Source organism: Pantoea sp. Ap-967 (genome assembly GCF_011752565.1).
GTDB lineage: Bacteria > Pseudomonadota > Gammaproteobacteria > Pseudomonadales > Pseudomonadaceae > Aquipseudomonas.
The window spans coordinates 25,223-47,980 of record NZ_VWXK01000007.1 but is presented as its reverse complement, the minus strand read 5'-3'; the positions used below and the strand labels follow the sequence as shown (position 1 = coordinate 47,980).

General features: G+C 66.8%; 17 protein-coding genes. 7 read left to right on the top strand and 10 right to left on the bottom strand.

What is annotated here, in order from left to right; all coding sequences use genetic code 11:
* Positions 1-44 precede the first annotated feature (44 nt).
* Complete coding sequence (gene mobA, locus F3J45_RS09630; protein WP_167060874.1) at positions 45-620, top strand: molybdenum cofactor guanylyltransferase MobA; 576 nt, start codon at positions 45-47, stop codon at positions 618-620.
* A gap of 113 nt (positions 621-733) precedes the next feature.
* On the opposite strand, the gene F3J45_RS09625 is transcribed toward mobA, so the two are convergent.
* The 5 genes from F3J45_RS09625 to peaA form a co-directional block, all read right to left on the bottom strand.
* Positions 734-2,407 carry a fatty acid CoA ligase family protein gene (locus F3J45_RS09625; RefSeq protein ID WP_167060872.1) on the bottom strand — a complete coding sequence of 558 codons (1,674 nt, stop codon included), beginning with the start codon at positions 2,405-2,407 and terminating at the stop codon, positions 734-736.
* 121 nt (positions 2,408-2,528) lie between these two features.
* A complete protein-coding gene (gene peaD / locus F3J45_RS09620) occupies positions 2,529-3,650 on the bottom strand; it encodes a quinohemoprotein amine dehydrogenase subunit beta (RefSeq protein WP_167060869.1) in 1,122 nt (373 codons plus the stop codon).
* A gap of 32 nt (positions 3,651-3,682) precedes the next feature.
* Complete coding sequence (qhpC, locus tag F3J45_RS09615) at positions 3,683-4,006, bottom strand: quinohemoprotein amine dehydrogenase subunit gamma (protein ID WP_167060866.1); 324 nt, start codon at positions 4,004-4,006, stop codon at positions 3,683-3,685.
* A gap of 1 nt (position 4,007) precedes the next feature.
* Complete coding sequence (gene peaB, locus F3J45_RS09610) at positions 4,008-5,435, bottom strand: quinohemoprotein amine dehydrogenase maturation protein (RefSeq protein WP_167060863.1); 1,428 nt, start codon at positions 5,433-5,435, stop codon at positions 4,008-4,010.
* 49 nt (positions 5,436-5,484) lie between these two features.
* Positions 5,485-7,050 (bottom strand): quinohemoprotein amine dehydrogenase subunit alpha, encoded by a 1,566-nt coding sequence (gene peaA, locus F3J45_RS09605; protein ID WP_167060861.1) that lies wholly within the window; start codon positions 7,048-7,050, stop codon positions 5,485-5,487.
* Between the two features lie 480 nt (positions 7,051-7,530).
* On the opposite strand from peaA, the gene F3J45_RS09600 reads away from it, so the two are divergent.
* Positions 7,531-9,024 carry an aldehyde dehydrogenase gene (locus F3J45_RS09600; protein ID WP_167060858.1) on the top strand — a complete coding sequence of 498 codons (1,494 nt, stop codon included), beginning with the start codon at positions 7,531-7,533 and terminating at the stop codon, positions 9,022-9,024.
* 109 nt (positions 9,025-9,133) lie between these two features.
* Here F3J45_RS09600 and F3J45_RS09595 read toward each other — a convergent pair whose 3' ends face one another.
* The 4 genes from F3J45_RS09595 to F3J45_RS09580 are packed head-to-tail and all read right to left on the bottom strand — an operon-like array spanning position 9,134 to position 14,722.
* Entirely contained in the window at positions 9,134-10,420 is a 1,287-nt protein-coding gene (locus F3J45_RS09595) for an NAD(P)/FAD-dependent oxidoreductase (RefSeq protein ID WP_167060856.1), read from the bottom strand.
* A complete protein-coding gene (locus tag F3J45_RS09590) occupies positions 10,413-11,084 on the bottom strand; it encodes a S8 family serine peptidase (RefSeq protein ID WP_167060853.1) in 672 nt (223 codons plus the stop codon). Before F3J45_RS09590 ends, F3J45_RS09595 begins: the two co-directional genes overlap by 8 nt.
* Positions 11,074-12,807, bottom strand: a complete 1,734-nt coding sequence (locus F3J45_RS09585) for an ABC transporter ATP-binding protein (RefSeq protein WP_167060850.1) — start codon at positions 12,805-12,807, stop codon at positions 11,074-11,076. Before F3J45_RS09585 ends, F3J45_RS09590 begins: the two co-directional genes overlap by 11 nt.
* Position 12,808: 1 nt before the next feature.
* Complete coding sequence (locus tag F3J45_RS09580) at positions 12,809-14,722, bottom strand: sigma-54-dependent Fis family transcriptional regulator (protein WP_167060847.1); 1,914 nt, start codon at positions 14,720-14,722, stop codon at positions 12,809-12,811.
* 464 nt (positions 14,723-15,186) lie between these two features.
* Between F3J45_RS09580 and F3J45_RS09575 the strand changes: the two genes are divergently transcribed.
* The 5 genes from F3J45_RS09575 to alkB all read left to right on the top strand — a co-directional run bounded on the left by F3J45_RS09575 (position 15,187) and on the right by alkB (position 21,741).
* Positions 15,187-16,515 carry a hypothetical protein gene (locus F3J45_RS09575; protein ID WP_167060845.1) on the top strand — a complete coding sequence of 443 codons (1,329 nt, stop codon included), beginning with the start codon at positions 15,187-15,189 and terminating at the stop codon, positions 16,513-16,515.
* Between the two features lie 32 nt (positions 16,516-16,547).
* Positions 16,548-18,779, top strand: a complete 2,232-nt coding sequence (locus F3J45_RS09570; protein ID WP_167060842.1) for an Ig-like domain-containing protein — start codon at positions 16,548-16,550, stop codon at positions 18,777-18,779.
* Positions 18,780-18,794: 15 nt separating this feature from the next.
* The gene (locus F3J45_RS09565; RefSeq protein WP_167060839.1) at positions 18,795-19,265 is read left to right on the top strand and encodes a curlin; all 471 of its coding nucleotides are present in this window, start codon (positions 18,795-18,797) and stop codon (positions 19,263-19,265) included.
* Between the two features lie 16 nt (positions 19,266-19,281).
* Positions 19,282-20,727, top strand: a complete 1,446-nt coding sequence (locus tag F3J45_RS09560) for a curlin (protein WP_167060837.1) — start codon at positions 19,282-19,284, stop codon at positions 20,725-20,727.
* 357 nt (positions 20,728-21,084) lie between these two features.
* Positions 21,085-21,741 carry a DNA oxidative demethylase AlkB gene (gene alkB, locus F3J45_RS09555; protein WP_167060834.1) on the top strand — a complete coding sequence of 219 codons (657 nt, stop codon included), beginning with the start codon at positions 21,085-21,087 and terminating at the stop codon, positions 21,739-21,741.
* Positions 21,742-21,800: 59 nt separating this feature from the next.
* On the opposite strand, the gene F3J45_RS09550 is transcribed toward alkB, so the two are convergent.
* On the bottom strand, positions 21,801-22,757 hold the full coding sequence (locus F3J45_RS09550) for a LysR family transcriptional regulator (RefSeq protein WP_167060831.1): 957 nt from the start codon (positions 22,755-22,757) through the stop codon (positions 21,801-21,803).
* Position 22,758 lies beyond the last annotated feature (1 nt).

Sequence of the window (22,758 nt, the reverse complement as noted above, 5' to 3'; positions counted from 1 at the left end):
TGAATGAGAGGGTTCCGGGCATTGACTGCCCGGAGCCCTTTTTCATGCCTGATACCCTGCCCCCCTGCTCTGTCCTGATCCTTGCCGGTGGCCGTGGCCAGCGCATGGGTGGGCGCGACAAGGGCCTGGTCGCGTGGCGCGGCGAACCCTTGGTGGCGCATGTGCAGCGGGCGGTTCGGCCGCTGAGCGACGACCTGGTGATTTCCTGCAACCGCAACCAAGGGGCGTACGCGGCCTATGCCGACCAACTGGTGGGCGATGCCGAAGCGGACTACCCCGGGCCGCTGGCCGGGGTGATTGCCGGCTTGCAGGTGGCCAGGCATGACTGGGTGGTGTTGCTGGCATGCGATGCGCCGTTGGTGGACCGGGCACTGGTCGACGCCTTGCGGCAGGTGGCGGTGGCGGCAGGCAGCGCTGCGATGGTGCGCCAGGGTGGGTTCTGGCAGCCGATGTTCAGTGTGCTGCCGCGCAGGGTGCTGCCGGTGCTGGAGCAGGCCTGGGCGGCCGGTGAGCGGAGTTTGCAGAAGGCCCTGTTGCGTGAGGCGGTGGGTGCGTTGGAGTGTTCCGAGGGGGATAGGCGGTTGAGCAATTTCAACAGCCCGGATTTGTTAAACGGCTGAGTATTTTATTCGCTGTGCCGGCCTCTTCGCGGGGCAAGCCCGCTCCTACAAGGTAACGCGCGGTCGTTGTAGGAGCGGGCTTGCCCCGCGAAGAGGCCGGTACAAACAACACATCACCCCGCCGCCAGCTCCTCGATACTGATCTCACGCATCCGAAACTTCTGCACCTTGCCGGTCACCGTCATGGGAAACTCATCGACAAACCGAAAATACCGCGGCACCTTGAAATGCGCGATCCGCGCCTTGCTCCAGGCCTGCAGCTCCTCGGCCGTGGCACGGTGCCCAGGGTGCAGCTTGATCCAGGCAACGATCTCCTCGCCATACTTGCTGCACGGCACACCGATCACCTGCACATCGGCCACCGCCGGGTGGCTGAAGAAGAATTCCTCCAACTCCCGTGGGTAGATGTTCTCGCCGCCGCGAATGATCATGTCCTTGCTGCGCCCGACAATACGCACATAGCCCTGCTCATCCATCACCGCCAGGTCGCCGGTATGCATCCAGCCCTCTCCGTCGATGCTCTCAGCGGTGGCCTTGGAGTTGTTCCAGTAACCGAGCATCACGCTGTAACCGCGCGTGCACAGCTCGCCAATCTGGCCACGGGGCACGGTGTTGCCAGCGCTGTCGACCACCTTGTTCTCCAGCCGTGGCTGGGTACGGCCAACACTGGTCACCCGGCGCTCCAGGTCATCGTCCGGGCCGGTTTGCAGCGACACCGGGCTGGTTTCGGTCATGCCGTAGGCGATCTGCACTTCGGCCATGTGCATTTCCCCCATCACCCGGCGCATGACTTCGATCGGGCACGTGGCGCCCGCCATGATGCCGGTGCGCAGGCTCGACAGGTCGAATTCGCCGCGCTGGGGGTGGTCGAGCTGGGCAATGAACATGGTCGGCACGCCGTACAACACCGTGGCCTTTTCCTCGGCCACGGCGCGCAGGGTAGCCAGCGGGTCGAAGGCGTCGTTGGGGTAGATCAGCGTGCTGCCGTGGGTCATGCAGCCGAGGTTGGCCATGACCATGCCAAAGCAGTGGTACAGCGGCACCGGTACCACCAGGCGATCGTGCTCGGTCAGGCCCAGGCTCTCGCCGACCATGTAGCCATTGTTGAGGATATTGCCGTGGCTGAGCGTCGCGCCCTTGGGAAAGCCAGTGGTGCCGGAGGTGTACTGAATGTTGATCGGGTCGTCGCTGCGCAGCTGCGCCTGGCGTTCGGCCAGGGCCTGCGGGCTGACGGCCGCAGCGCGGGCCTGCAGGTCGTGCCAGGCCAGAAAGCCCGGGGGCGGTGTGGCTGCCAGGCTGATGACGCCACGCAGCTGGGGAAAGCGCTCGCAAGCCAGCGCGCCGGGCTGGCCGTTGGCAAGGGCCGGGATCAGGCCTTGCAGCATGGCGTGGTAATCGGAGGTTTTGAAGGCATCGGCGCAGATCACCCAGCGGCAGCCGGCCTGGCCCAGGGCATAGTCAAGCTCGCTGGCGCGGTAGGCTGGGTTGATGTTGACCAGAATCGCACCCACCTTGGCGCTGGCGAACTGGGTGATGCACCACTCGGCGCAGTTGGGCGCCCAGATGCCCAGGCGCTCGCCGGCTTGCACGCCCAGGGCCATCAGCGCGCGGGCGTGCTGGTCGACGGCTTCGGCCAGTTGCTGCCAGGTGTAGCGCAGGGCCTGGTGGCGCACCACCAGCGCCTCGCGGGTGGGGAAACGGGCGACGGTGGTGTCGAAGGCGTCGCCGATGCATTGGGTGAGCAGGGCTTTGTCTTGATTGCCCTGGGAATAGCTTGGCTGGGGCATGGGCGTTCTCTTGTTGTTTTTGTGTTATCTGTGCCGGCCTCTTCGCGGGGCAAGCCCGCTCCTACAAAGGTTGCGCGTTTCCTGTGGGAGCGGGCTTGCCCGCGAAGGGCCCAGCGCTGCACTAACGGATGAACACCTGCGGCGTGGTGGTGGACATATCCCCGCCAGGCAACTTGATATTGCCAACCTTCTCCAGGGTCTGCGGGTCGAACACCGCCAAATCATTGAACGTCCCGCCCAGGTACAGCTTGTCGCCCTTGGTATCGAAGGTCACACAGTAGTAAGTGTGGTCCAGGTTCGCCGCCTTGATCAGCTTGCGTTGCTTGATGTCGTACTTGGCCAGGCGGTTGAGTACGCCGTAGATCTGGTTCGGGTCCTTGGGCGAACGCAGGCCGGTGAAGTACAGCTCGGTGAGGTCTGCAAATTCCTGGGTGTGGGTCTTGCCGGTCTTCAGGTCGACGCTCAGGTAGCCATACAGCGGCTCGGCGGTGGCCGGGTCTTGTTTGCCATCCTTGAACTTGGCGATGGTGTACAGCATCGAGAATTCGTGGCGCGGGCTCTGGTGCGGCCAGAAGTACAGCACGTCCGGGGCGCTGTAGCCCTTGCGGTGCCAGTTGCGCAGCGGCAAGGCTACCGTGTACTTGCCGGTCTTGACGTCCATCTTGTAGATGTCCGGCCCTGCCACGAACAGGCTGCCGTCGTCGGCGGCGCGCATCAGGTACACCTGGCGCGGCATCGGGAAGGTGCGCACCGGCTTGGCCTCAAGGCCGTCTGCGGTACTGAACACCTCCAGGCGCGGCGGCTTGACCACATAGTGGTCGTTCAGCCGCTGGGTGGGGTTCACCGTGGCATACACTTCCTTGCCATTGGGGCTGATGGCGAACGAGTACATCGACCGGCCAATCTCGCCCGGCACGCTGGACAAGTTGGCGTGGAAGGTAGTTTTGCAGGTGTCCAGGTCGATGCCGTAGATATCGCCATAGTGGTTGTTGAGCACGTAGGCGGTGCGGTGGTCCGGCGCCATCATCGCGGTGCCGGGGCCGAAGCGGTCGGGCATCACGCAGCTCTTGAACAGCGTATCGCTGGCCACATCGACCACGTGCAGGTTGTTCGGGTAGTTGGTCACGATCATGTATTCGTGGCCGGCTTGTAGTTCCGGGCCGGTCTCGTCGGCCTGGGCCAACCCGGCGCAGGCCGTGGCGGCGATGGTCAGCGCAAGTTGCGCGCAGCGTCCAGCATTCATGCGGTTTCCCCTTGTCGTTCTTGTTTGCCCGGTCACTTGTCTTTCGGGAACACGGTGCCGAGGTTGCGCCAGTCGTCCTGGGAATTGGTGGCCTGGGCGTTCCAGTCCTGGTAGGTGCTCATCATGTCCGGCACCTGGGCCGGCCACCAGCAAGGGTCGGAGCAGCCATACAGGTCGGCCTCCATCGGCTGGCACAGCGAGCTGACCCCGCCAAAGGCGTCCACTTCCCAGCCCGGATCGGTGGTGGCGGTGCAGCCGGCCACCGCACTCATGGCCATGACTTCTTCGATGCGCTCTTCGGCGGCGGCCTGTTCGAGGATGCGCGCCTTGTTGTTCAGGGGCTTCAAGTGCTTCATGTCAGTGTGCCTTGCGCGGGGTGATGTAGCGATCGATGAAGGCCGGGTTGGCGGCCATGATGCGGCTGTAGACCTCGATGCCGAAGTCCACCCAGTCGCGCATCAGTTCGCAGTAGTGGTAGGTCGGGTGCTGCGGGTCGCCGTAGCGCGCGTAGCTTTCGTGGTAGCAGCCGCCCGAGCACAGGTTGCGGATGCGGCAGCTTTCGCAGCCGGTGTTGCTGCGGTCCAGGCGCTGGGACAGGAAGTCGTTGAGCTGCGCCTGCTTCACCCCCTGGTGCACGTTGCCGAAGGTGGGCAGGCTGGAGCCGGTGAAGCGGTGGCACAGGTTCAGCTCACCTTCGTGGTCCACTGCCAGCATCTTCAGCCCGGCGCCGCACGGCAGGGCCTTCTTGTGGCCCTCGTGGATATCGGTAATCAGCTGGTGCAGGTTGGAAAAGCCGATGTTGCGGTGCTCCAGCGCCGCCTCCAGGTAGCGCCGGCCCAGGGCCTTCATGTTGGCGAACACTTGCACCAGCTCGTCACCGGTGAGGTTGAAGTCGGCTAGGTCGCCCGAGGTGACCGGGGCAAAGCCGACTTCGGCAAAGCCCAGCTCGTTGAACAGGTGGTTCCAGATGGTTTCGACATCGGTGATGCCGCGGGTCAGGGTCACCCGCGCGCCCACCGGGCGGCTGTTGTAGCGCGACAACAGCATGTCGGCCTTGCGCCGCACCACGTCATAGGTGCCCTGCCCGCCCACGGTGATGCGGTTGCGGTCGTGCACGGTCTTGGGGCCGTCGATGCTCACCGACAGGCCGAAGCGGTGGGCGTTGAGCCAGTCGACGATCTCCTCGGTCAGCAAGGTGGCGTTGGTGGTCATGATGAACTCCACCTGCTTGCCGGCCTCGGCAAAACGCCGCTCGCAGTAGCCGACCATGTGCTCGATCAGCGGCCGGTTGGACAGCGGTTCGCCGCCGAAGAACACCACGCTGTAGCGCTGCTCGTCGGGCGATTCCTTGAGCAGCATCTCCACCGAGGCCTCGGCGGTGGCCGTGCTCATCTTCCTGCCGGCCGACGGTTTGTCCAGGTCTTCCTTGTAGCAGTAGGTGCAGCTGAGGTTGCAGCCGGTGTTGACGTTGAGCACCACGGTGTTCAGCGCCGTGCGCTCGACCTGCTTGAGGGCGATCTCCGGGGTCAGCGGCGAGCCGTCGCTGACCAGCTCCAGGGCGATCAGCTCGCGCAGGGTATCTTCGATGTCTTGCCCGGCAAATTGGCCCAGGCGCTGCATCAGCTCTTCAGCCGAGCAGCCGTGCTGGCGCAGGGTGTCGATGATGCCGCCGGTCACCGCGTCGGCGGTGAACAGCGAACTGCTGGGGATATGGAACAGCATGCGGTCGGCATCGACCTGCACTTCATGCAAGTTGCGTTCGACCAGGTTCAGTAGTGCGCCCATGGCGACCTCCCGATAAGCGATACGTTGGAAAACCGTTGCCCACTGCCGGTCATGGCAGCGGCGGGTTGTTCCAGCGCTGGACGGTGACGATCATGTGGCCTTCGCCGCTTTGGCCGCCGTCGGCCAGGGTAGCGACCACCTTCAGGTTGCCGGCGTTGTTGGTCATCATCTTGCGCGCCGGGTTCGGGCCGGCCCCACCGGGCACGAATACGCCGTCGGACTGCATCTGCCCGGCGAACTTGAGGTCTTCATCCTCCACCGCGCGCTCGTTGAACGGCTCGACCTTCCAGCTGGCCGGCAGGTAGCCGATGCGCAGCGGCTGGCCGCTGGCGTCCTTGCCCCAGGCCTCGGCCTCGAAGCGGCCCTGCACCTTCGGCACCGAGGCGCCGTTCTCGCCGATGCGGGCGATGGAAAACGCCGGCACCACCTTCACCTGCTCGACCTTGTCGTACACCGCAAGGGTCGCGCCCTTGAGCGTACCGACCGTAACCTCGCGCTGGCCTGGCGTGGCATCGGCCGCAGCCCGTGCCTTGACCCGCACCAGGGTTGGGGTTTGCTCCAGCACCTCGGTCACCTGCACCCCGGCACCCAGTTGCGGGGTGCCGGACAGGTCGGTGCCCACCAGGGTGATCTCGCTCTCAGCGCCGGCCTTGATAAAGCCCGGTTGCACCGCCAGCAGCCGCCCGGCGCCTTGTTTGGCCGCGATGAAGTCCAGGCCGCGCTCATCGTGGTCGGCTTCGAACATGCGGCCTTTCATTTCGCCATCCAGTGCGGCGAACACCTGGCGCAGGTTGCTGTCGCCAACCTTGACGTTGCCGCGCCATTCATAACCGTTGTAGAGGATGGCCGAGCCCGTGCCGTTGAACGGCGTGCCGTCGGCATAGCTGCCTTTGACCTCGACCGTGAAGGTATCCCCTTCGGCGGCGGTAACACTCATGACCCCGCGCACATCGCCCTTGGCCAACATGTGGCCGCTGAATGCCCACTGCCCCGGCAGGCTATCGGCCTTGGGCTTGGCTTTCTGCCACTCGGCCCAGGCTGGGCTGTCCAGTGGGAAGCGCCTGGCCAGTTCCGGCACCACTTGCTTGAGGGCGATGTCCAGCCAGTCGCGGTCGCGCGCCTGGGCCTGGTACTCCAGCGACGGCCACTGGCCGAGGTGGAAGTTGACCAGGTGTTCCCATTCCTGCGCCGGGCGGCGCTGCAGGGCGACGCGGGCACCGGAGTGGCAGCGGCCGCAGGTTTCGCTGAGCTGGGTGTCGAAATGCTCGACGGTGTTCAACCGGCGTTCCATGGCGTAGCGCACGCCATCGGTTTCGCTGGGCGCCAGGCCCTGCTGGTCGGCCAGGTACTTGACCAGGGTGCGGCGGTCGTCGTCGCTGATCGAAAGGCCATGCATGACCTGCATGCGGGCGATGCTCATCAGCCAGCCTTCCGGGGTTTTGCGCTGGTGGCTGATACGGCTGTAGGTATCGTTGCCTTCGGGGAGATGGCACCCCATGCACTTGTTTTGCAACAGGCTCGGGCCCTGCTCGGCCGCCATGGCCTGGGTGCCCAGCAGCGCGGCGGCGACCAGCGCCAGTTTGCCCGCATGCCGCCGGAGTCGAGTCGTCTTCAAGGTCAGACCTCCACGGTTGTTGTTCTTATGATTGTTTGCACGCTTGGGTACAGCCGGTGTGCAGGTGACAGTTGCGATACAGAAACTGTGCCAGGTGGGACAAAAGCGTTGTATTTCAGGCCATTAGCCGTTTCAGTGGGTTGTGATGAGCACTTGCCTGGGTAGCGGGAACGTGCCATTTCGCGACAGGGTGTTTCATCCTGAGACAGGGCCCGCTTTGCGAGCCATTCGCGGGGCAAGCCCGCGCCTACAAAGGGGGGCGACGCCTGTGTAGGAGCGGGCTTGCCCCGCGAAGGGGCCGGCACAGCCACTGTGTCACCACCGTCTCACACCGTCTCAATGTGCAACAGCGCACCCATGCAATGGCAACCTTGCAACACAGCAAACCCTAGCCCATTCAATGCCTTGCAGCCACCGGCAACGGTTGGCACGGGCATTGCGCCAGTGCCCGCCACATCCAATGACAAGAGGCACAGCCCCATGCTTTCCGACCTGCCCATCCTGCCCGCCACCCGCGCCTTCCTCGACCGCAAGCTGAAAATGCGCATCGGCGCCGACTGGCTGGACGCCGCCAGTGGCCGCACCCTGGCGTTCCGCAACCCGGCCACCGGCGCCATCCTCGGTGAAGTGCCGGCCGCCGAGCAGGCCGATGTCGACCGCGCCGTGCAGGCTGCCCGCCAAGCGTTCGACGATTCCCCCTGGAGCCGCCTGCGCCCACGTGAGCGGCAAAACCTGCTGTGGCGCCTGGCCGACCTGATGGAGCGCGACGCGCAGCAACTGGCAGAGCTGGAATGCCTGAACAACGGCAAGAGCGCTGCCGTGGCCCAGGTGATGGACGTGCAGCTGGCCATCGATTTCCTGCGCTACATGGCCGGCTGGGCCACCAAGATCGAAGGCAGCACGGTGGAAGCCTCGATGCCGCTGATGCCCAACGACCAGTTCCACGGCTTCGTGCGCCGCGAGGCGGTGGGTGTGGTGGGCGCCATCGTTGCCTGGAACTTCCCACTGCTGCTGGCCTGCTGGAAACTCGGCCCGGCGCTGGCCACCGGCTGCACCGTGGTGCTCAAGCCCGCCGACGAAACCCCGCTTACCGCGCTGAAACTGGCCGAACTGGTGGACGAAGCCGGCTACCCGGCTGGGGTGTTCAACGTCATCACCGGCACCGGGCTCAACGCCGGCGCCGCGCTTAGCCGTCACCCGGGGGTCGACAAGCTGACCTTCACCGGCTCCACCGAGGTGGGCAAGCTGATCGGCAAGGCGGCCATGGACAACATGACCCGCGTCACCCTGGAGCTGGGCGGCAAGTCGCCCACCATCGTCATGCCCGATGCCAACCTGCAGGAAGCCGCTGCCGGCGCCGCCACCGCGATCTTCTTCAACCAAGGCCAGGTGTGCTGCGCAGGCTCGCGCCTGTACGTGCACCGCAAGCACTTCGACAACGTGGTGGCCGACATCGCCGGCATCGCCAACGGCATGAAGCTGGGCAGCGGCCTGGACCCGACGGTGCAAATGGGCCCGCTGATCTCGGCCAAGCAGCAGGACCGGGTCACCGGGTATATCAACCTGGGCCGTGAGCTGGGCGCGACCATCGCCTGCGGCGGCGAGGGGTTCGGGCCGGGCTATTTCGTCAAGCCGACGGTGATCGTCGATGTCGACCAGCGCCACCGCCTGGTGCAGGAAGAGATTTTCGGGCCGGTGCTGGTGGCCATGCCATTCGATGACCTGGACGAGGTGATCGGCATGGCCAACGACAACCCCTACGGGCTGGGGGCAAGCATCTGGTCCAACGACCTGGCGGCGGTGCACCGGATGATTCCGCGCATCAAGTCGGGCTCGGTGTGGGTCAACTGCCACAGCGCGCTGGACCCGGCACTGCCGTTCGGGGGGTACAAGATGTCGGGGGTTGGCCGTGAAATGGGGGCGGCGGCGATCGAGCATTACACCGAGCTGAAATCGGTGTTGATCAAGCTCTGAGGTTGGCCTGGGCCGGCCCTATCGCGACCTGCGGTCGCTCCTACCAGGGATTTGGGCCTGGGTAGGAGCGACCGCAGGTCGCGATGGGCCGTGAAACGGCCCTGCGATCTCAACGATACCCCTGCTCCCCCAACCAACGCATCACCATCCCCCGCTGCCCCTGCGTCAACCCTCGCAGGGCATGCCCTTCCCCCCGCCCCGCCTTCAACTCGCTGACCACCGGCGCCAACGCCACCCCCTGCACATGCCACACCCCCAACGGCTGATCCGCCGTCACCACCACTTCGGCCTCATCCACCCAGCCATCGCGCAACACCGGCCGCCGCGCCACCTGCACCTGCGCCCAGTCCGCCGCCAGATGCAGCGGCTGCGCATCCGGCCACGCCCGACGGCGCGCCCAGAATGGCTGCCCCGCGCGCTCAAGTTCCTGCCCATAGAAATCCCGCCCGATGCGGGCAAAGCGCAGGAACAACTGCTCGATCCGCTGCTGATGGAACTGCTTGGCTAAAGCCGCATGCCCAGGCCGGCGCAGCAAGGTATTGATCACCACCGGCGCCTGCAGCGCCGATGACAGCGACTGGAAAATCCCATTCCCCGACAATGGGTCAACCGCCATCGCCGCATCCCCCACCCGCAGCCAGTCATCGCCCACGCACTCGCCCGCCAGAATCGCCGTGCTGCTGCGGGCATGCACCTGCGCCGGTTCAGCGGCGCGCCTACCGAACAGCTCGGCCACCAGCGCCGAAGCCCGTCGCCGGGCGGCGCAGTAGTCTGGCAGCGCCGCCTTGCCCGGCAAGCCCTGGGCATCGAGGGTAACCTGCCAGTAGCAACGCCCATCGGCCAGCCGCGCCATCCACGCCCAGCCGTCCTCCAGGCTTTGCACCGCCGAGGCCGGTGCCCCTGGCTCGCCCTGCCACAGGTTCAACAGGCTGACCGTTTCCGGCCCGCGCAAACGGTCGCCGGCCAGCGGCGCCTGGCGGCCACGGGCTTCGACCAGAAAATCGCCGTGCAACCGCTGCCCGTCCTCAAGCCGCACTTCGTAACCCGGCAGCACCTCACGCACCCGCCCTTGCAGCACGCTCACGCCTGCGCGCAGCAGGTCGTCGCGAAGGGCCAGGTCGAAACGCTGGCGGTCCAGCAAACACTCCTGGTTCAACTGCATGTGCTGGCCGTTCCAGCGCACCTGACGGGTGGCGGGCACCGCCGCTTCGGCCAGGGCACCCGCCAGCCCGGCATGGCGCAGCCCCTCCAGCACCCGCTGGGAAATACCTTCCACGGCAGCGAAACGCCGCCAGTCAGACACCACGGTCACCGGGTAGCCCAAGCGCCGCAGGCCAATGGCCGTGGCGGCGCCGGCGGGGCCTGCGCCCAGCACCAGAATGCGCGGTTCAGCCATCGTGCATGCTCCGCCGCTCCGGGCCGCTGAAGGCGGCGTGGGCCTTGAGCCAGGCACACACCTGCTGGCGGTCGAGCCCCGGCTGCGCCTGCATCAGTGCGGCGATGCGCCCGGCCACCGCCGCGCAGCCCAAGCTTGCACCCGCCTGCCCGCGTGCGCCCACATAGCCACCGAAATCGGCCTGGGCACTGCCCAACCAAGACCACTGGCCCGGTGCGCAGCGCGCATCGCCGGTGATTCGGATCACACCCGGGTAGCGCGCGGGGTACACCGCAGTGCCTTGGGCCGGGCTTGAGGCGCAGAGCACGACACCGGCGGCCTGCACTTCGGCACAGGCCTGGCGCAACACAGGCCGGTCTTGCTGCAGGCCCAGGCTGAGGTTGACCAAGGCCACGCCCTGCTCCGCCAGCCAGAACAACCCCGCCGCCACCTGCAGGGCGCTGGTGCTGGCCTGGTCGCTGAACACTTGGGCCAGCAACAGCGGCACCCCGGCCGCTTCCCGTTGCAGGCTGGCCACCACCGCGCTGCCGTGGCCCAGCGGGTCCGGCTGCAGTTGGCCTTCGCAAAGCCTGCCGTCCTGCAGCCAGAACCGCCGCCCGGCCACCAGTGCCTGCCCAGCCGGGCAGCCACTGTCGATCACCCCCACCCGCACCTCACCCGTCATGCTTGGCGGCCTCCAGGGGCAGCGCCCGCAGTTGCCCGCCTTGCAGGTGCAAGTGCAGGTCGGCATCGGCCAGGGTCGAGGCGCGATGGCTGATAAGGATGCGCGTGCGCCCGGCAAACAGCACGTCGATAGCAGCGATCACTTCACGCTCGGTGGCTTCGTCCACCGCCGATGTCGCTTCGTCCAGCACCAGAATGGCCGGTGCCTGGAGCACCGCCCGGGCGATGGCGATACGTTGCCGCTGGCCACCGGAAAGCTGCTGGCCACGCTCGCCGAGCACACCGTCCAGGCCCAGCGGCAGGCTCTGCACCAGGCTGTCCAGCTGCGCCAGGTGCACCACTTGTTCCAGGTCGGCGCGGCTGGCGTGGGGCGCACCGTAGGCCAGGTTCTGCGCCAGGGTGCCGCGAAACAGCACGATGTCCTGGCTGACCACGGCAATGCGCTGGCGCAAGGCCGCCAGGCCCAGGTCGCGCAGGTCGGCGCCGTCCAGCAGGATGCGCCCGGCGTCGGGGTCGTAGAAGCGTTGCAGCAGGTCGATCAGGGTCGACTTGCCCACCCCGGATGCCCCACTGATGGCCACCTTGAGCCCACCGGCGATACAGGCATCCACCCCCGCCAGCACCGCGCCCTGGCGCCCGTCGTGGGCAAAATGCACGCCCTCCAGGCGCAGCTCGCCTGGCCCCTGGGGCATCGGCCTTGGCGCCTGCGCTTCACGCACTGCCACCGGCTCCTGCTTGAGTTCCATCACCCGGCCCAGGCTCACTGCCATGCGCTGCACCGCCACGTACAGCCCGAGCAGGCTCTGTACCGGGCCGACGGCCATGCCCATGTAGGTGGAAAAGGCGATCAGCGCGCCGAGTTGCCAGGTGCCCTGGATCACCCACCAACCGCCGACCAGAAACGCGCAGGCGCGGCACCAGGATGTCAGCGTGCCGGGAATGGCCTGGGTGAAGAATTCGGTGACCTGCACCTTGAGCAACTGGCGCATGTAGCCCTGGCCGAGCTGGTCCAGGCGCCCGGCCTCGCGGCCCTGCTGGCCAGCGGCCTGGATGAACTTCATTGCCGGCAGCGTCTCGACCAGGAACGACGACACATCCGCCGAACGCTCGCGCAGGCTGCGCACCTCGCGCTCCACCTTGCGCCGCATCCAGCGCAGCCACAGCACTTCCACCGGCACCAGCAACGCCAGCAGCAGTGACAGTTGCCACGACAGCATCAGCATCAAGGCCACCGCCCCCACCAGGCCGATCACCGCCGACACGGCCGAGAACAGCGAATCCACGGCAAAGCGCTGGATCTCGGCCACATCGCCGTCCAGCCGCGAAAGGATGTCCCCCGTGCGCCGGCGCCCGTAGAAGGTCGGCGAGAGCTGCTGCAAGTGCCGGTACAGGTCGTCACGCAGGGCGAACAGAATGCGCCCGGACAGGCGCGTGTGCAGGTAGCGGTTGACCCCGGCCAGCACGGTGCCGAGCAGGCCGGCGCCGATCATGATCGCGGCCATGTGCCAGAGGGTCTGGTAGTTCTTGGCCAGCAAGCCCTCGTCGATCAGCGTCTTGACCAACCAGGGTTGTGCCAGGGCCAGCAGCGAGGCGCCCAGGGACAGGCCCAGCAGCACGCCGATGGCGCGCCGCTGGGGGCGCACGAAACCATACAGCCAGGCCAGGGCCTGGCGCATGAGCACGGGGTTGCCGGACTCCACCAGCCGGGCGAACAGGCCGCCCATGTCAGTTGCGCAACTGCTTGAGCTTGCGGTACAGCGTCGCCCGGCTGATGCCCAGCGCCTGTGCAGCCGCCGACACATTGCCCTGGTGCCGCGCCAGCGCGCCGCGCATCAGCTCCAGTTCGTTGTCCCGCAGGCTGCCGGAAGGCGCGCCGCCACTGGCCAGTTCATCGAGCAGGCAATCGGTCAGGTGGTCCAGGCCCAGTACCGGCTCGCCGTCCTCGCGCATGGCCAGGGCCGTGCGCAGCACCATGTCCAGCTGACGGATATTGCCCGGCCAATCGAAGCCTTCGAGCAAACCGGCCAGCGCCGGGTCCAGGCTTACGCCCTTGGCCCCGGCCTTGTCCAGCAGGCCTTCGATGAGGCTTGCCAGGTCGTCGCGCTCGCGCAGCGCAGGCAGGCGCAGCGACACGCCGTTGACCCGGTAGTAGAGGTCTTCGCGAAAGCGCTGTTCCTGCACCAGGCGCTTGAGGTCGCGGTGGGTGGCGCAGATCAGCGCTACGTCGATGTCCTGCTCCTCACCAGCGCCCAGCGGTGCCACCCGGCGCTCCTGCAGCACGCGCAACAGGCGCGCTTGCAGGGCCAGCGGCATGTCGCCAATTTCGTCGAGAAACAGCGTGCCGCCGTGGGCCTGCATCAGCCGCCCGACCATGCCGCCGCGGCGCGAGCCTGTGAAGGCACCTTCGCGGTAACCGAACAGCTCCGACTCGATCAGCCCTTCGGGGATGGCCGCGCAGTTGACCGCGACAAAGGGCTTGTCGGCCCGTGGGCTGGCCTGGTGCAAGGCGCGGGCAGCCACCTCCTTACCAGTCCCGGTTTCGCCCAGCAGCAACACCGGCAAGCCGTTGCCCAGGCCCTGGCGGGCCATGCGCAGGTTGCGCGCCAGGCGCGTATCGCCACCGGCCATGGCGTCCAGTTCCGGCGCCGCCTTTGCCTGGGCAGGCTTGGCCGGCGCTGGCTGGGCGCTGACCGGGCTGTGCCGTGGCAGCTGCAGGGCGCGGAAGAAGAACTCACCCTTGGCGGTTTGCACGCTGCTTACCCCGCCCTGCCACAGGCGCGCGATAAAGGCCGGCGAGCGTTCGCCAAGCAGGTCGCTGCTGCGCCGGCCAATCAGGCCCTGGCGCGGCACTTGCAGCAGCTGGCAGGCGTTGTCGTTGGCGGCCAGCACTTCACCGTCCAGGCTCAGCGCCAGCAGGCCATGCCAGGCACTGTTGAGGTATTGCGGGCGGCTGTGGAAGGCCAGCACCAGCTGGGCCGGGTGGCACAGGCCGAACAGCCGGCTTTCGATGTTGCCGGCGGCCAGCATCAAGGTCGACAGGCTGTCCTGGGGCTGGGCCATGACGCCTTCGCGGGTGATGTCGAGCACGCCGATCACCTCGCCGCAGGGGTCGCGCAGCGGTACCGAGGTGCAGGAAAAGGGGCTGAGCCGGTCGAGGTAGTGCTCGCCGCAGTTGATCAGCGTGGGGCGGCCTTCGACCACGGCAGTGCCGATGGCGTTGGTGCCGCGCAGCGATTCGCTCCAGCAGCTGCCTGGGTGCAGGTCGCGCAGGCCTTCGCGGCGCAGCACGTGGGTTTGGCCTTCGATGGCCAGCACGTTGGCCTGGGCGTCGCCGAGGATGACGATGCCGGCCTTGCCCTGGCGCGAAACCAGGTAGTCCAGTTCGGGGGTGACGGCGTCCAGCAGCAGGCGGTTGCGTTCGAGCAAGGTACGCAGGTCGTGGCCCTGCTCCAGGCCCAGGCCAACCTGTTCGCCCTGCAGGCAGTCCAGGCCGTGGCCCAGGCTGCGGCGCCAGGAGGCGTCGATTTCATCGCGCAGCATGCCCAGCGGCAGCTCGCCATCGCTGGCCAGGCGCAAGCGGGCCTGGCGGGATTCGTGCAGAGGGTCTTGGGCGGTTGTTATGGGTAATTGTCGCGCCATGGGTCGCTCCAGCAGTGGCCCGGTTATGCGGGGGCCTTGTGCCTTGTTTTTTTGCAGTGTGCGGGAGAAAAGTTTGGGCGTCGAGGTGTTCGGCTTGGGGGGGGCGGCGCCTGGGCGATCGAGCGCCGCCCGCGCGGCGCTTCGCGAGCTGCGCTCGCTCCTACGTTTGTTTCGGGCCAATTATTCCTGGTGATGCTGGCCCAGACGTAGGAGCGACCGTAGGTCGCGATGCGCCGCATGGGCGGCGCTCGATCTCCCAGGCGCCACACCTCCAAAGCCCAACCCCATCACCCCCAAACCTGGGGAACCGCGCCCAACCCCCAATCCCGAAAAACCCTCGGCCCAAACACCAAACCCCTTGCCCCACAAGCCCTCCAGCCACAACCCGAGCACTTGGCACGGCTGTTGCCGATCTCCTCCCAGACGCCCCAAGCCATGGGCCCGTTTGCAGGAGGAATCGACTCATGCACCGACCGAAACCCAACCCGCTGGCGCTGGCGATGCTCGCCGGTTTGCTCCAGCTCCCAGCCCACGCTGCGCTGTACGCGGTCGACACCGGCCCCTACGCCAGCAACAACGGCAAATTCCCGGCCTGGTACCAGGACAGCCATGGCCGCACCCTCGACCTGTGCCTGAGCAAGGCGGTCAGCTCGCGGGTGCCCGGCGTGCCTGGCACACCGTCCTACATGTGCACGCTGCTGCCCACCCCCGGCGTGTTCGACGACACCCAGCCGGTCACCTTCCCCGGCAACTTCCCCGATGAGGCCTTCTGGTTCACCGCCGATGCCGCCATCGCCGACGCCACACGCGGCATCAACCTGAGCTACGGCAGCGCCATCGAAGCCGCCTTCAGCGCCGATGAACCGGTGGATGGCGACCAGGTCAGCTTCGCCCGGGTGCGCATTCGTGTCGACGTACCGGCCGCCGGCACCTACGTCATCACCCACCCCTACGGCGTGGAAGTGTTCGATGTGCCCGCCGCCGGGCGCCGGGCCATCAACATGACCCGCGACATCGGCATCGCCGGTGCCGGTGATTTCAGCGGTGCCCTCAAGGGCGATGTCGGGCCGTTCCTGCGCAGCGTCAACGGCCCCTACACCGAGGGCAGCGAACGCTTCATCGGCGACCCCAACCTGGACGAGCGCGTCACCGGCAGCCCGTTCAACACCAACTTCGTGCGCATCGAAGGCCCCAACGGCATCGACCTGCGCACCGAGGTGTTCTCGGTTTCCGGCAAGCTTTCCGACGTGGTCCGGCCTACCCCGCTGGTGCCGCTGCGCAGCACCTATTCACGGCATACCGAAAACGGCGACCTGCGCGCCCAGCAGGATGTGTTCGTACTCGCCCCGCCACGCCCGGCCACCGTTACCCTGACCAGCCAAACGCCCAACCTGCCCCTCACCGAAGCCAATGGCACCGGCACCTGGTACACCCAGTCGGCGCTCAACCCGGCGCTGCCCACCAGCCTGCTGCTCAGCGCCGACAACAGCGTGGCCATCCCCAGCAGCAGCGTCACCACCGCCAGCCTGCCACTGGTCGACCTGGTGACCATCACCAAGGCCGAGTACAGCCTGGCCAACGGCACCCTCACCCTGGTGGCCAGCAGCAGTGACGAAACCAGCCCGCCCACGCTGACTGCCCGCACCGGCAACGGCGCGGTGATCGGCAACCTCAGCGGCAACGGCGCACTGAAAACCCTGAGCACCACCCTCTCGCCCATTCCACCAGCCACGGTGCAAGTCACCAGCGCCAATGGCGGCAGCGACAGCGAAGACGTGGTGCTGGTGCCATGAACAGACAAAGGCTCAGCCTTCAAGGAGGCAGCATGAACACTTGGCCGCGCCGTGCGCTGTTCGCCGCCGGTTTCTCCCTCACCCTCAGCAGTGCGGCCTGGGCCGCCCTGTCGGATGTCGACCCAGGCCCCTACACCTTCGCCACCGGGGGGTTCCCCATGTGGTACAAGGACAGCGACGGCCTGTCGCTGGAGCTGTGCGGCTCCCACGCCGTCAGCTCGCGGGTGGCCGGTGCGCCGGGTGCGCCTGCCTACATGTGCACCCTGCTGCCGGAGCCGGGCATCTTCGATGACGCCTTGCCGCTGGTGTTCCCCGACAACTGGCCACCGGAGATGTTCTGGTTCCTGGCCGAAGCCACCATTCCCGCCGTGGGCAACAGTGGCTACGAGCTGGATGCCTACGTCGCCGGGCTGGAAGCGGCCTTCGCCTCGGAAAACCCGGTGGACGGCGACCAGCAGAGCTTCGCCCGCATCCGTATCCGCGTATCGGTGCCGCGTGCCGGCACCTACACCATCACCCACCCGTATGGCGTGGAGACAGTCAACGTCACCACCCCTGGCCGGCGGGCGATCAATATCACCCGCGACATCGGCATCGGCGCCCCGGGCAACTTCACCGGCGCTCTCAACGGTGCCCTCGGGCCGTTCCTGCGCGGGGTCGGCGCACCCTATGTGGAGGTCAACCCCGACACCGGCGCCAGCGAAACCTTCGTCGGCGACCCGAACCGCACCGAAGCGGTGGTGGGCAGCCCATTCAATACCAACTTCATCCGTATCGACGGCCCGCCCGGGCGCATCGAAACCAACCTGTTCACCGTCTCTGGCAAAGTGCTCGACCAACGCGCGCAAACCCCGGTTACCCTGGAACGGGCCACCTATTCACGCAACGGCAGCGGTACCCGCGTAGAGGTATTCGCCAAGGCGCCGAACACTGCCACGCTGTGCCTGCGCAACGGCCTGGCGCTGGTCGGTTCGCCGCCTTCGCCCTGCCAGTTCAGCCTGCTTGCCGACAACAACGGGTTGTTCTTCAGCCAGCAGCTGAGCCAGGCCGCGCCGCCCCCCGTGGTGGTGGTCACCGCCAGCAGCAGCGCCGCCAACACCCGGCCCACCGCCCTGTCGAGCAAGCTGTCCGACGTGGTCAAGGTCAGCACCGCGCGCTATGAATGGGCAACCAAACGCCTGACCATCGAGGCTCGCTCCAGCGACGAGGTGGTGATTCCCGACCTGCTCGCCCAGGGCTACGGCCGCCTGTCCAAGGCCGGCACCCTGCAGAGCCTGGTAATCAACGACCTGACCCAGCCACCGGCCAGCATCACGGTCAAGTCCGCCCACGGCGGCAGCGATGTGGAGCCGGTGGTGGTGGTCGGCAGCGCGCCGGTCGAGGCGGCCAACCAGCCGCCCGTGGCCCAGGCCGATGTCGGCAGCACCAGCGTCGGCGTGCCGCTGACCCTGAACCTGCTGCAAAACGACAGCGACCCGGACGGCAACCTACCGCTGACCATCACCGACCTCACCCAGCCGGGTACAGGCCTTGGCGGCGTGGTGCTCAACGGCACCACCGCGGTCACCTACACCCCACCGGCCGGGGCCACCCAGCCGCTGGTGGCCACCTTCACCTACCGGGCGATGGACGCCAAGGGCCTGAAGTCGGCCCCGGCCAACGTCACCATCAATGTCGCACCCAACCGGCCACCGACCGCCAACCCCGAAACCGTGACCACCCTGGGCGTGCCATTGACCATCAACGTGCTGGCCAACGACACCGACCCAGAAGGCAACGTGCCGCTGGCCGTGGCGGCCATCACCCAACCGGCGGCCGGGCGCGGCACGGTGAGCACCGACGGCAGTACCGTCACCTACACCCCGCCCACCAGCGTGACCACGGCGTTCACCACCACCTTCACCTACCAGGCGCGCGACTCGCTCGGCGCGGTGTCGACCCCCGCCACGGTCACGGTCAACGTCCAGCCACGCCCGGCAGCCGAAACCTTCGCGGTCACCGCCGCCACGGTACTGGCCCGTTCCAACAACCGTTACAACTGGGACATCAGCGGCACCTCGTCGGTGACCACCGGCAACACCATCACCGTGCAAGTCACCACCACCACGGGCGTGCAGACCCTCGGCACCACCACGGTACCGGTGACCGGCCGCTGGCGGCTGACGGTCAGCAACAGCACCACGGTGATACCGACGGCCAGCCCGACGGCCACGGTGACCAGCAGCCAAGGCAGCACCCGCACCGTCAACGTAACCGTGCAGTAGGCCCGGGAGAACGCCATGAAACGCCTGTACCCCCTACTGCTGTGCCTGGCCCTCACCGGCCTGGCACAGGCCGACGACCTGATGGACAACGCCGACCTCGCCGCCGGCAGCGACCTGGGCGAGCCGCCGGTCATCCGCCTGCTGCCCGCAGGTAGCGGCCAGGTGGCGGTGATCGAGCAGCAAGGGTCGGGCAACCGCGCCGCCCTCGACCAGAACGGCCAGGCCCTGCTGGGCCGCATCGTCCAGGCCGGGGGCGCGCAGGAGGCATACATCCTTCAAGAGGGAAGTGACCTGATGGCCAGCATCCGCCAGCAGGGAAATGGCAACAGCGCATCGATCCGCCAGAGCGGCAGCAGCAACAGTGCCAGCATCGAGCAGATCGGCAACAGCAACAGCGCCAGTATCGAGCAGGCCGGCTCAGGCCTGAGCAGTTCAGTGACCCAAGCCGGCAATGGCCAGCATGTTCAGATCACCCAATACCGATAGACCTGGAGGCACCACCATGTTCAAGCTCGCTCCCCTAAGCGCCGCTATCGTCCTGGCCCTGGCCGGCCAGGCCATGGCCGACGACAGCACCTCGAACCAGTCGCAGAGCGGCAACCAGAACGTTGCCGAGGTGCAGCAAACCGTCGCCCCGTTCGCCGCCGCCACGCAAACCCAGACCGGCAAGGGCCATAACCACCTGGCGGTGCAGGACACCAGCACCAGCTACATCAACCAGAGCGCCACCGGCTCGTACAACGCAGGCTACGCCGAGCAGCTGTTCGAAAACGCCAGCCACATCAACCAGCAGGCGGCGGGCAGCTACAACGACGCCTTCGCCAGCCAGTCGGTGGGCGATAACAACCAGGCCAGCCAGTACCAAAATGGCAGCGAGAACAAGTCGACCATCTGGCAGGACACCCAAACCGCCAGCCAGGCCACCACCCAGCAGAGCGGCCAGCGCAACGAGGCCTACGTCGAGCAGTTGTTCGGCGGCAGCAACAACCGCAGCACGGTCAACCAGGACGGCCAGGACAACTACGCCGCCACCGAGCACCTGCTGCACAACGACGGCTACATCCAGATCTACCAGCAGGGCAAGCAGAACTTCGCCTACGGTGACCAGCGCGACGGCAGCGGCGGCACCCTCGCCATCGACCAGTACGGCACCGGCCACTCGGTGGAGGTTTGGCAGGATACCCAGGCTGGCAGCCACGCCACCGTCAACCAAACCGGCCAGCTCAACGAAGGCTACATCGACCAGAGCTTCGGCCAGGGCAACGTCGCCAACCTGTTCCAGCAGGGCAAGTCCAACGCCAGCTGGTCGGACCAGTTCGAGACGCACAACGCCACGACCACGATCAACCAGAACGGCACCAGCAACCAGAGCTTCACCTACCAGACCGGCGACAACCAGAGCCTGACCGTCACCACCAAGGGCACCGGCAACAAGGTGCTGGCCAGCAACTGGAAGGGCGAGAAACTGGGCGGGCAGTTCGGCAACAACCAAACCGCCAAGATCAACCAGAACGGCACGGCCAACAGTGTCAACCTGACCCAGAACGGCGCCTACCAAGTGGCCACGCTGAACCAGAAAGGCAGTGGCAACTCGATGCAGACCAAGCAGGCCGACAACAACAACGAGCTGTATTTCGAGCAGAACGGCAGCGACAACATCCTCGTCGCCGACCAGCGTGGCACCGACAACTATGCCTATGGCTCGACCAACGGCAGCGGCAACACCATCACCCTGGACCAGTCCGGCTATGCCAACCAGAGCTATGTGAACCAGCTGTATGGCAGTGGCAACAGCGCCACGATCAAGCAGGCTGACAGCGCCAACGTTGCCTACGTGACCCAGGGCGGTACGGCCAACCAGGCCTTCGTCAACCAAAGCGGCGCCAACCAGAGCGCCACCATTAGCCAGATGGGCAACGGCAACATGGCCACCGCCACCCAACATTGACGGCTCCCCCTTGAACCGCGGCGCCTCCGCTCCCTGGCGTCGCGGTTCCTTTTTTTCTGCCGGGAATGCAACGCGATGCACCTATCGTAGCCCTGGCCTGCTGCTGCCCCTCGCCCCGGTAGGAGCGAGCGTAGCTCGCGATGGAGCGCGCAGCGGTCCCAGGGCTCCAGCTTCGCGGCTCATAAAGCCGGGCTGCTTTGCAGCCCATCGCGAGCTGCGCTCGCTCCTACAGGTGCAGCGTGCGCGAGGGAATCAGCGTGCGCGAGGGAATCAGCATTCGCGAGGGAATCACTGTACGGGTGCCAGCAATGTCAGCAGCGCTATAATGGCGACCTACCCACCCCACGCCACCGCCCGATGATCCAGTCCGACCTCGACCTGTTCGGCCCGCAGCCACAACGCCTGGCCAGCCACACCGTGCTGCTGCCCGGCTTCGCCCTGGCCGGCATCGAGCCGCTGCTCGACGCCCTGCGCCCGGTGCTGCGCGCCGCACCGTTTCGGCACATGCAGACACCGGGCGGGCAGCACATGGCGGTGGCCTTGACCAACTGTGGTTCGCTGGGCTGGGTGAGTGATGCCAAAGGTTATCGCTATAGCCCCACCGACCCGCTCAGCGGCAAGCCTTGGCCGGCACTGCCACAGGTGCTGCTCGACCTTGCCGCCCGCGCAGCGGCAGCGGCCGGGTTCGAAGGCTTCGTGCCCGATGCCTGCCTGGTCAACCATTACCTGCCCGGCACACGCCTGAGCCTGCACCAGGACCGCGATGAACAGGATTTCGCCCAGCCGATCGTCTCGGTTTCGCTGGGGTTGCCGGCGGTGTTTCTGTTTGGCGGCATGCAGCGTGCGGACCGAACCCTGCGGATACCCTTGAGCCATGGGGATGTGCTGGTGTGGGGGGGTGAGGACCGGTTGCGCTTTCATGGGGTATTGCCGGTAAAGCCCGGGGTACACCCGCGGATGGGGGAGCGGCGGATCAACCTGACCTTGCGCAGGGCTGGGGGAGCGCGCCGCTGAGGCGGCGCATCGCGAGCTGCGCTCGCTCCTACAGGGTACTGAACCCTAGTACGGGTTAATCAACCCTCGAACCACTCCCGGCGTTCATCGAACGCCGCGCGGATCGCGCCCACCAGCACCTGCACCAGCGGGTCATCCTGGGCTTTGCCATTGACCGCCAGCCACACCCGTCGCCGCATCGGCTTGCGAAATACCTCGGGCAAGGCCAGCAAGCCACGGTCCAGGTGCGAGGCATAATGCGGCAACAGCCCTACGCAGGCGCTGCACTTGATCAGCTGGTTGTACATCGGGTAATCCTCGATCAGCGTCACGCCGCCCTGGCGCGCCTGCACCACGGCATGCCAGGGCGCCAGCGCCGCCACCTGCGCATCCCCCTGCCAATGCACCAGCATGTAGTCCTGCAAGTCGGCCAGGGAGGTTGGCCGGTTGGCTTCGCGCACGTAGCGCTTGGCGATATGCGCCACATAATCCAAGGTCCCCAGCGCTTGGGGTTGGCCTTGGCCGGGTGCGTGCAGGCGGGTGGGCGTGGCCAGGTCACCCAACCACAACGTCACGTCGGCCTCCCCGCCCGCCTCCAGGTTCGCCACCTGCAAGCGCATGCCGGCGTGCTGGCGAACGAAGTTGATCAGGTTGCGCCCGAGCAGGTCGTGCAGCAGTGGCGCCGCCACTGCCAGGCGAACCGGCAGGGCTTCGTCACGCGGCTGCGCGCTGGTGGCGCCGGTTTCACGCGCCTGCAGGACCAACAGCAAACGCCGGCCCTGCTGGCTGAGTACCGGGTTGTTGTGCACATTGACGAACAGGCTGTAGCCAAGCCTCGCCTCCAGCGCAGCCAGGCGCTTGCGCAGGGCCACGGTCTTGAGGTTGAGCCGCCGCGCCGCCTGCATGAAGCAGCCACAGCGGGCGGTGACCACGAAGCACTCCAGGGCCTGTTCATCCAGCGCCAGCGGTACCTGGGACCGGATGACCGGCAAGCTGGTATCCAGGGCGCGCTGGCCCCGTTGAAGATCGATCGGCATC

What these genes read in the sequence shown, in the direction of transcription:
- mobA (WP_167060874.1), top strand. Translation starts at nt 45, where the DNA reads ATGCCTGATACCCTGCCCCCCTGCTCTGTCCTGATCCTTGCCGGTGGC.
- F3J45_RS09625 (WP_167060872.1), bottom strand. Translation starts at nt 2,407, where the DNA reads ATGCCCCAGCCAAGCTATTCCCAGGGCAATCAAGACAAAGCCCTGCTC.
- peaD (WP_167060869.1), bottom strand. Translation starts at nt 3,650, where the DNA reads ATGAATGCTGGACGCTGCGCGCAACTTGCGCTGACCATCGCCGCCACG.
- qhpC (WP_167060866.1), bottom strand. Translation starts at nt 4,006, where the DNA reads ATGAAGCACTTGAAGCCCCTGAACAACAAGGCGCGCATCCTCGAACAG.
- peaB (WP_167060863.1), bottom strand. Translation starts at nt 5,435, where the DNA reads ATGGGCGCACTACTGAACCTGGTCGAACGCAACTTGCATGAAGTGCAG.
- F3J45_RS09600 (WP_167060858.1), top strand. Translation starts at nt 7,531, where the DNA reads ATGCTTTCCGACCTGCCCATCCTGCCCGCCACCCGCGCCTTCCTCGAC.
- F3J45_RS09595 (WP_167060856.1), bottom strand. Translation starts at nt 10,420, where the DNA reads ATGGCTGAACCGCGCATTCTGGTGCTGGGCGCAGGCCCCGCCGGCGCC.
- F3J45_RS09590 (WP_167060853.1), bottom strand. Translation starts at nt 11,084, where the DNA reads ATGACGGGTGAGGTGCGGGTGGGGGTGATCGACAGTGGCTGCCCGGCT.
- F3J45_RS09585 (WP_167060850.1), bottom strand. Translation starts at nt 12,807, where the DNA reads ATGGGCGGCCTGTTCGCCCGGCTGGTGGAGTCCGGCAACCCCGTGCTC.
- F3J45_RS09580 (WP_167060847.1), bottom strand. Translation starts at nt 14,722, where the DNA reads ATGGCGCGACAATTACCCATAACAACCGCCCAAGACCCTCTGCACGAA.
- F3J45_RS09575 (WP_167060845.1), top strand. Translation starts at nt 15,187, where the DNA reads ATGCACCGACCGAAACCCAACCCGCTGGCGCTGGCGATGCTCGCCGGT.
- F3J45_RS09570 (WP_167060842.1), top strand. Translation starts at nt 16,548, where the DNA reads ATGAACACTTGGCCGCGCCGTGCGCTGTTCGCCGCCGGTTTCTCCCTC.
- F3J45_RS09565 (WP_167060839.1), top strand. Translation starts at nt 18,795, where the DNA reads ATGAAACGCCTGTACCCCCTACTGCTGTGCCTGGCCCTCACCGGCCTG.
- F3J45_RS09560 (WP_167060837.1), top strand. Translation starts at nt 19,282, where the DNA reads ATGTTCAAGCTCGCTCCCCTAAGCGCCGCTATCGTCCTGGCCCTGGCC.
- alkB (WP_167060834.1), top strand. Translation starts at nt 21,085, where the DNA reads ATGATCCAGTCCGACCTCGACCTGTTCGGCCCGCAGCCACAACGCCTG.
- F3J45_RS09550 (WP_167060831.1), bottom strand. Translation starts at nt 22,757, where the DNA reads ATGCCGATCGATCTTCAACGGGGCCAGCGCGCCCTGGATACCAGCTTG.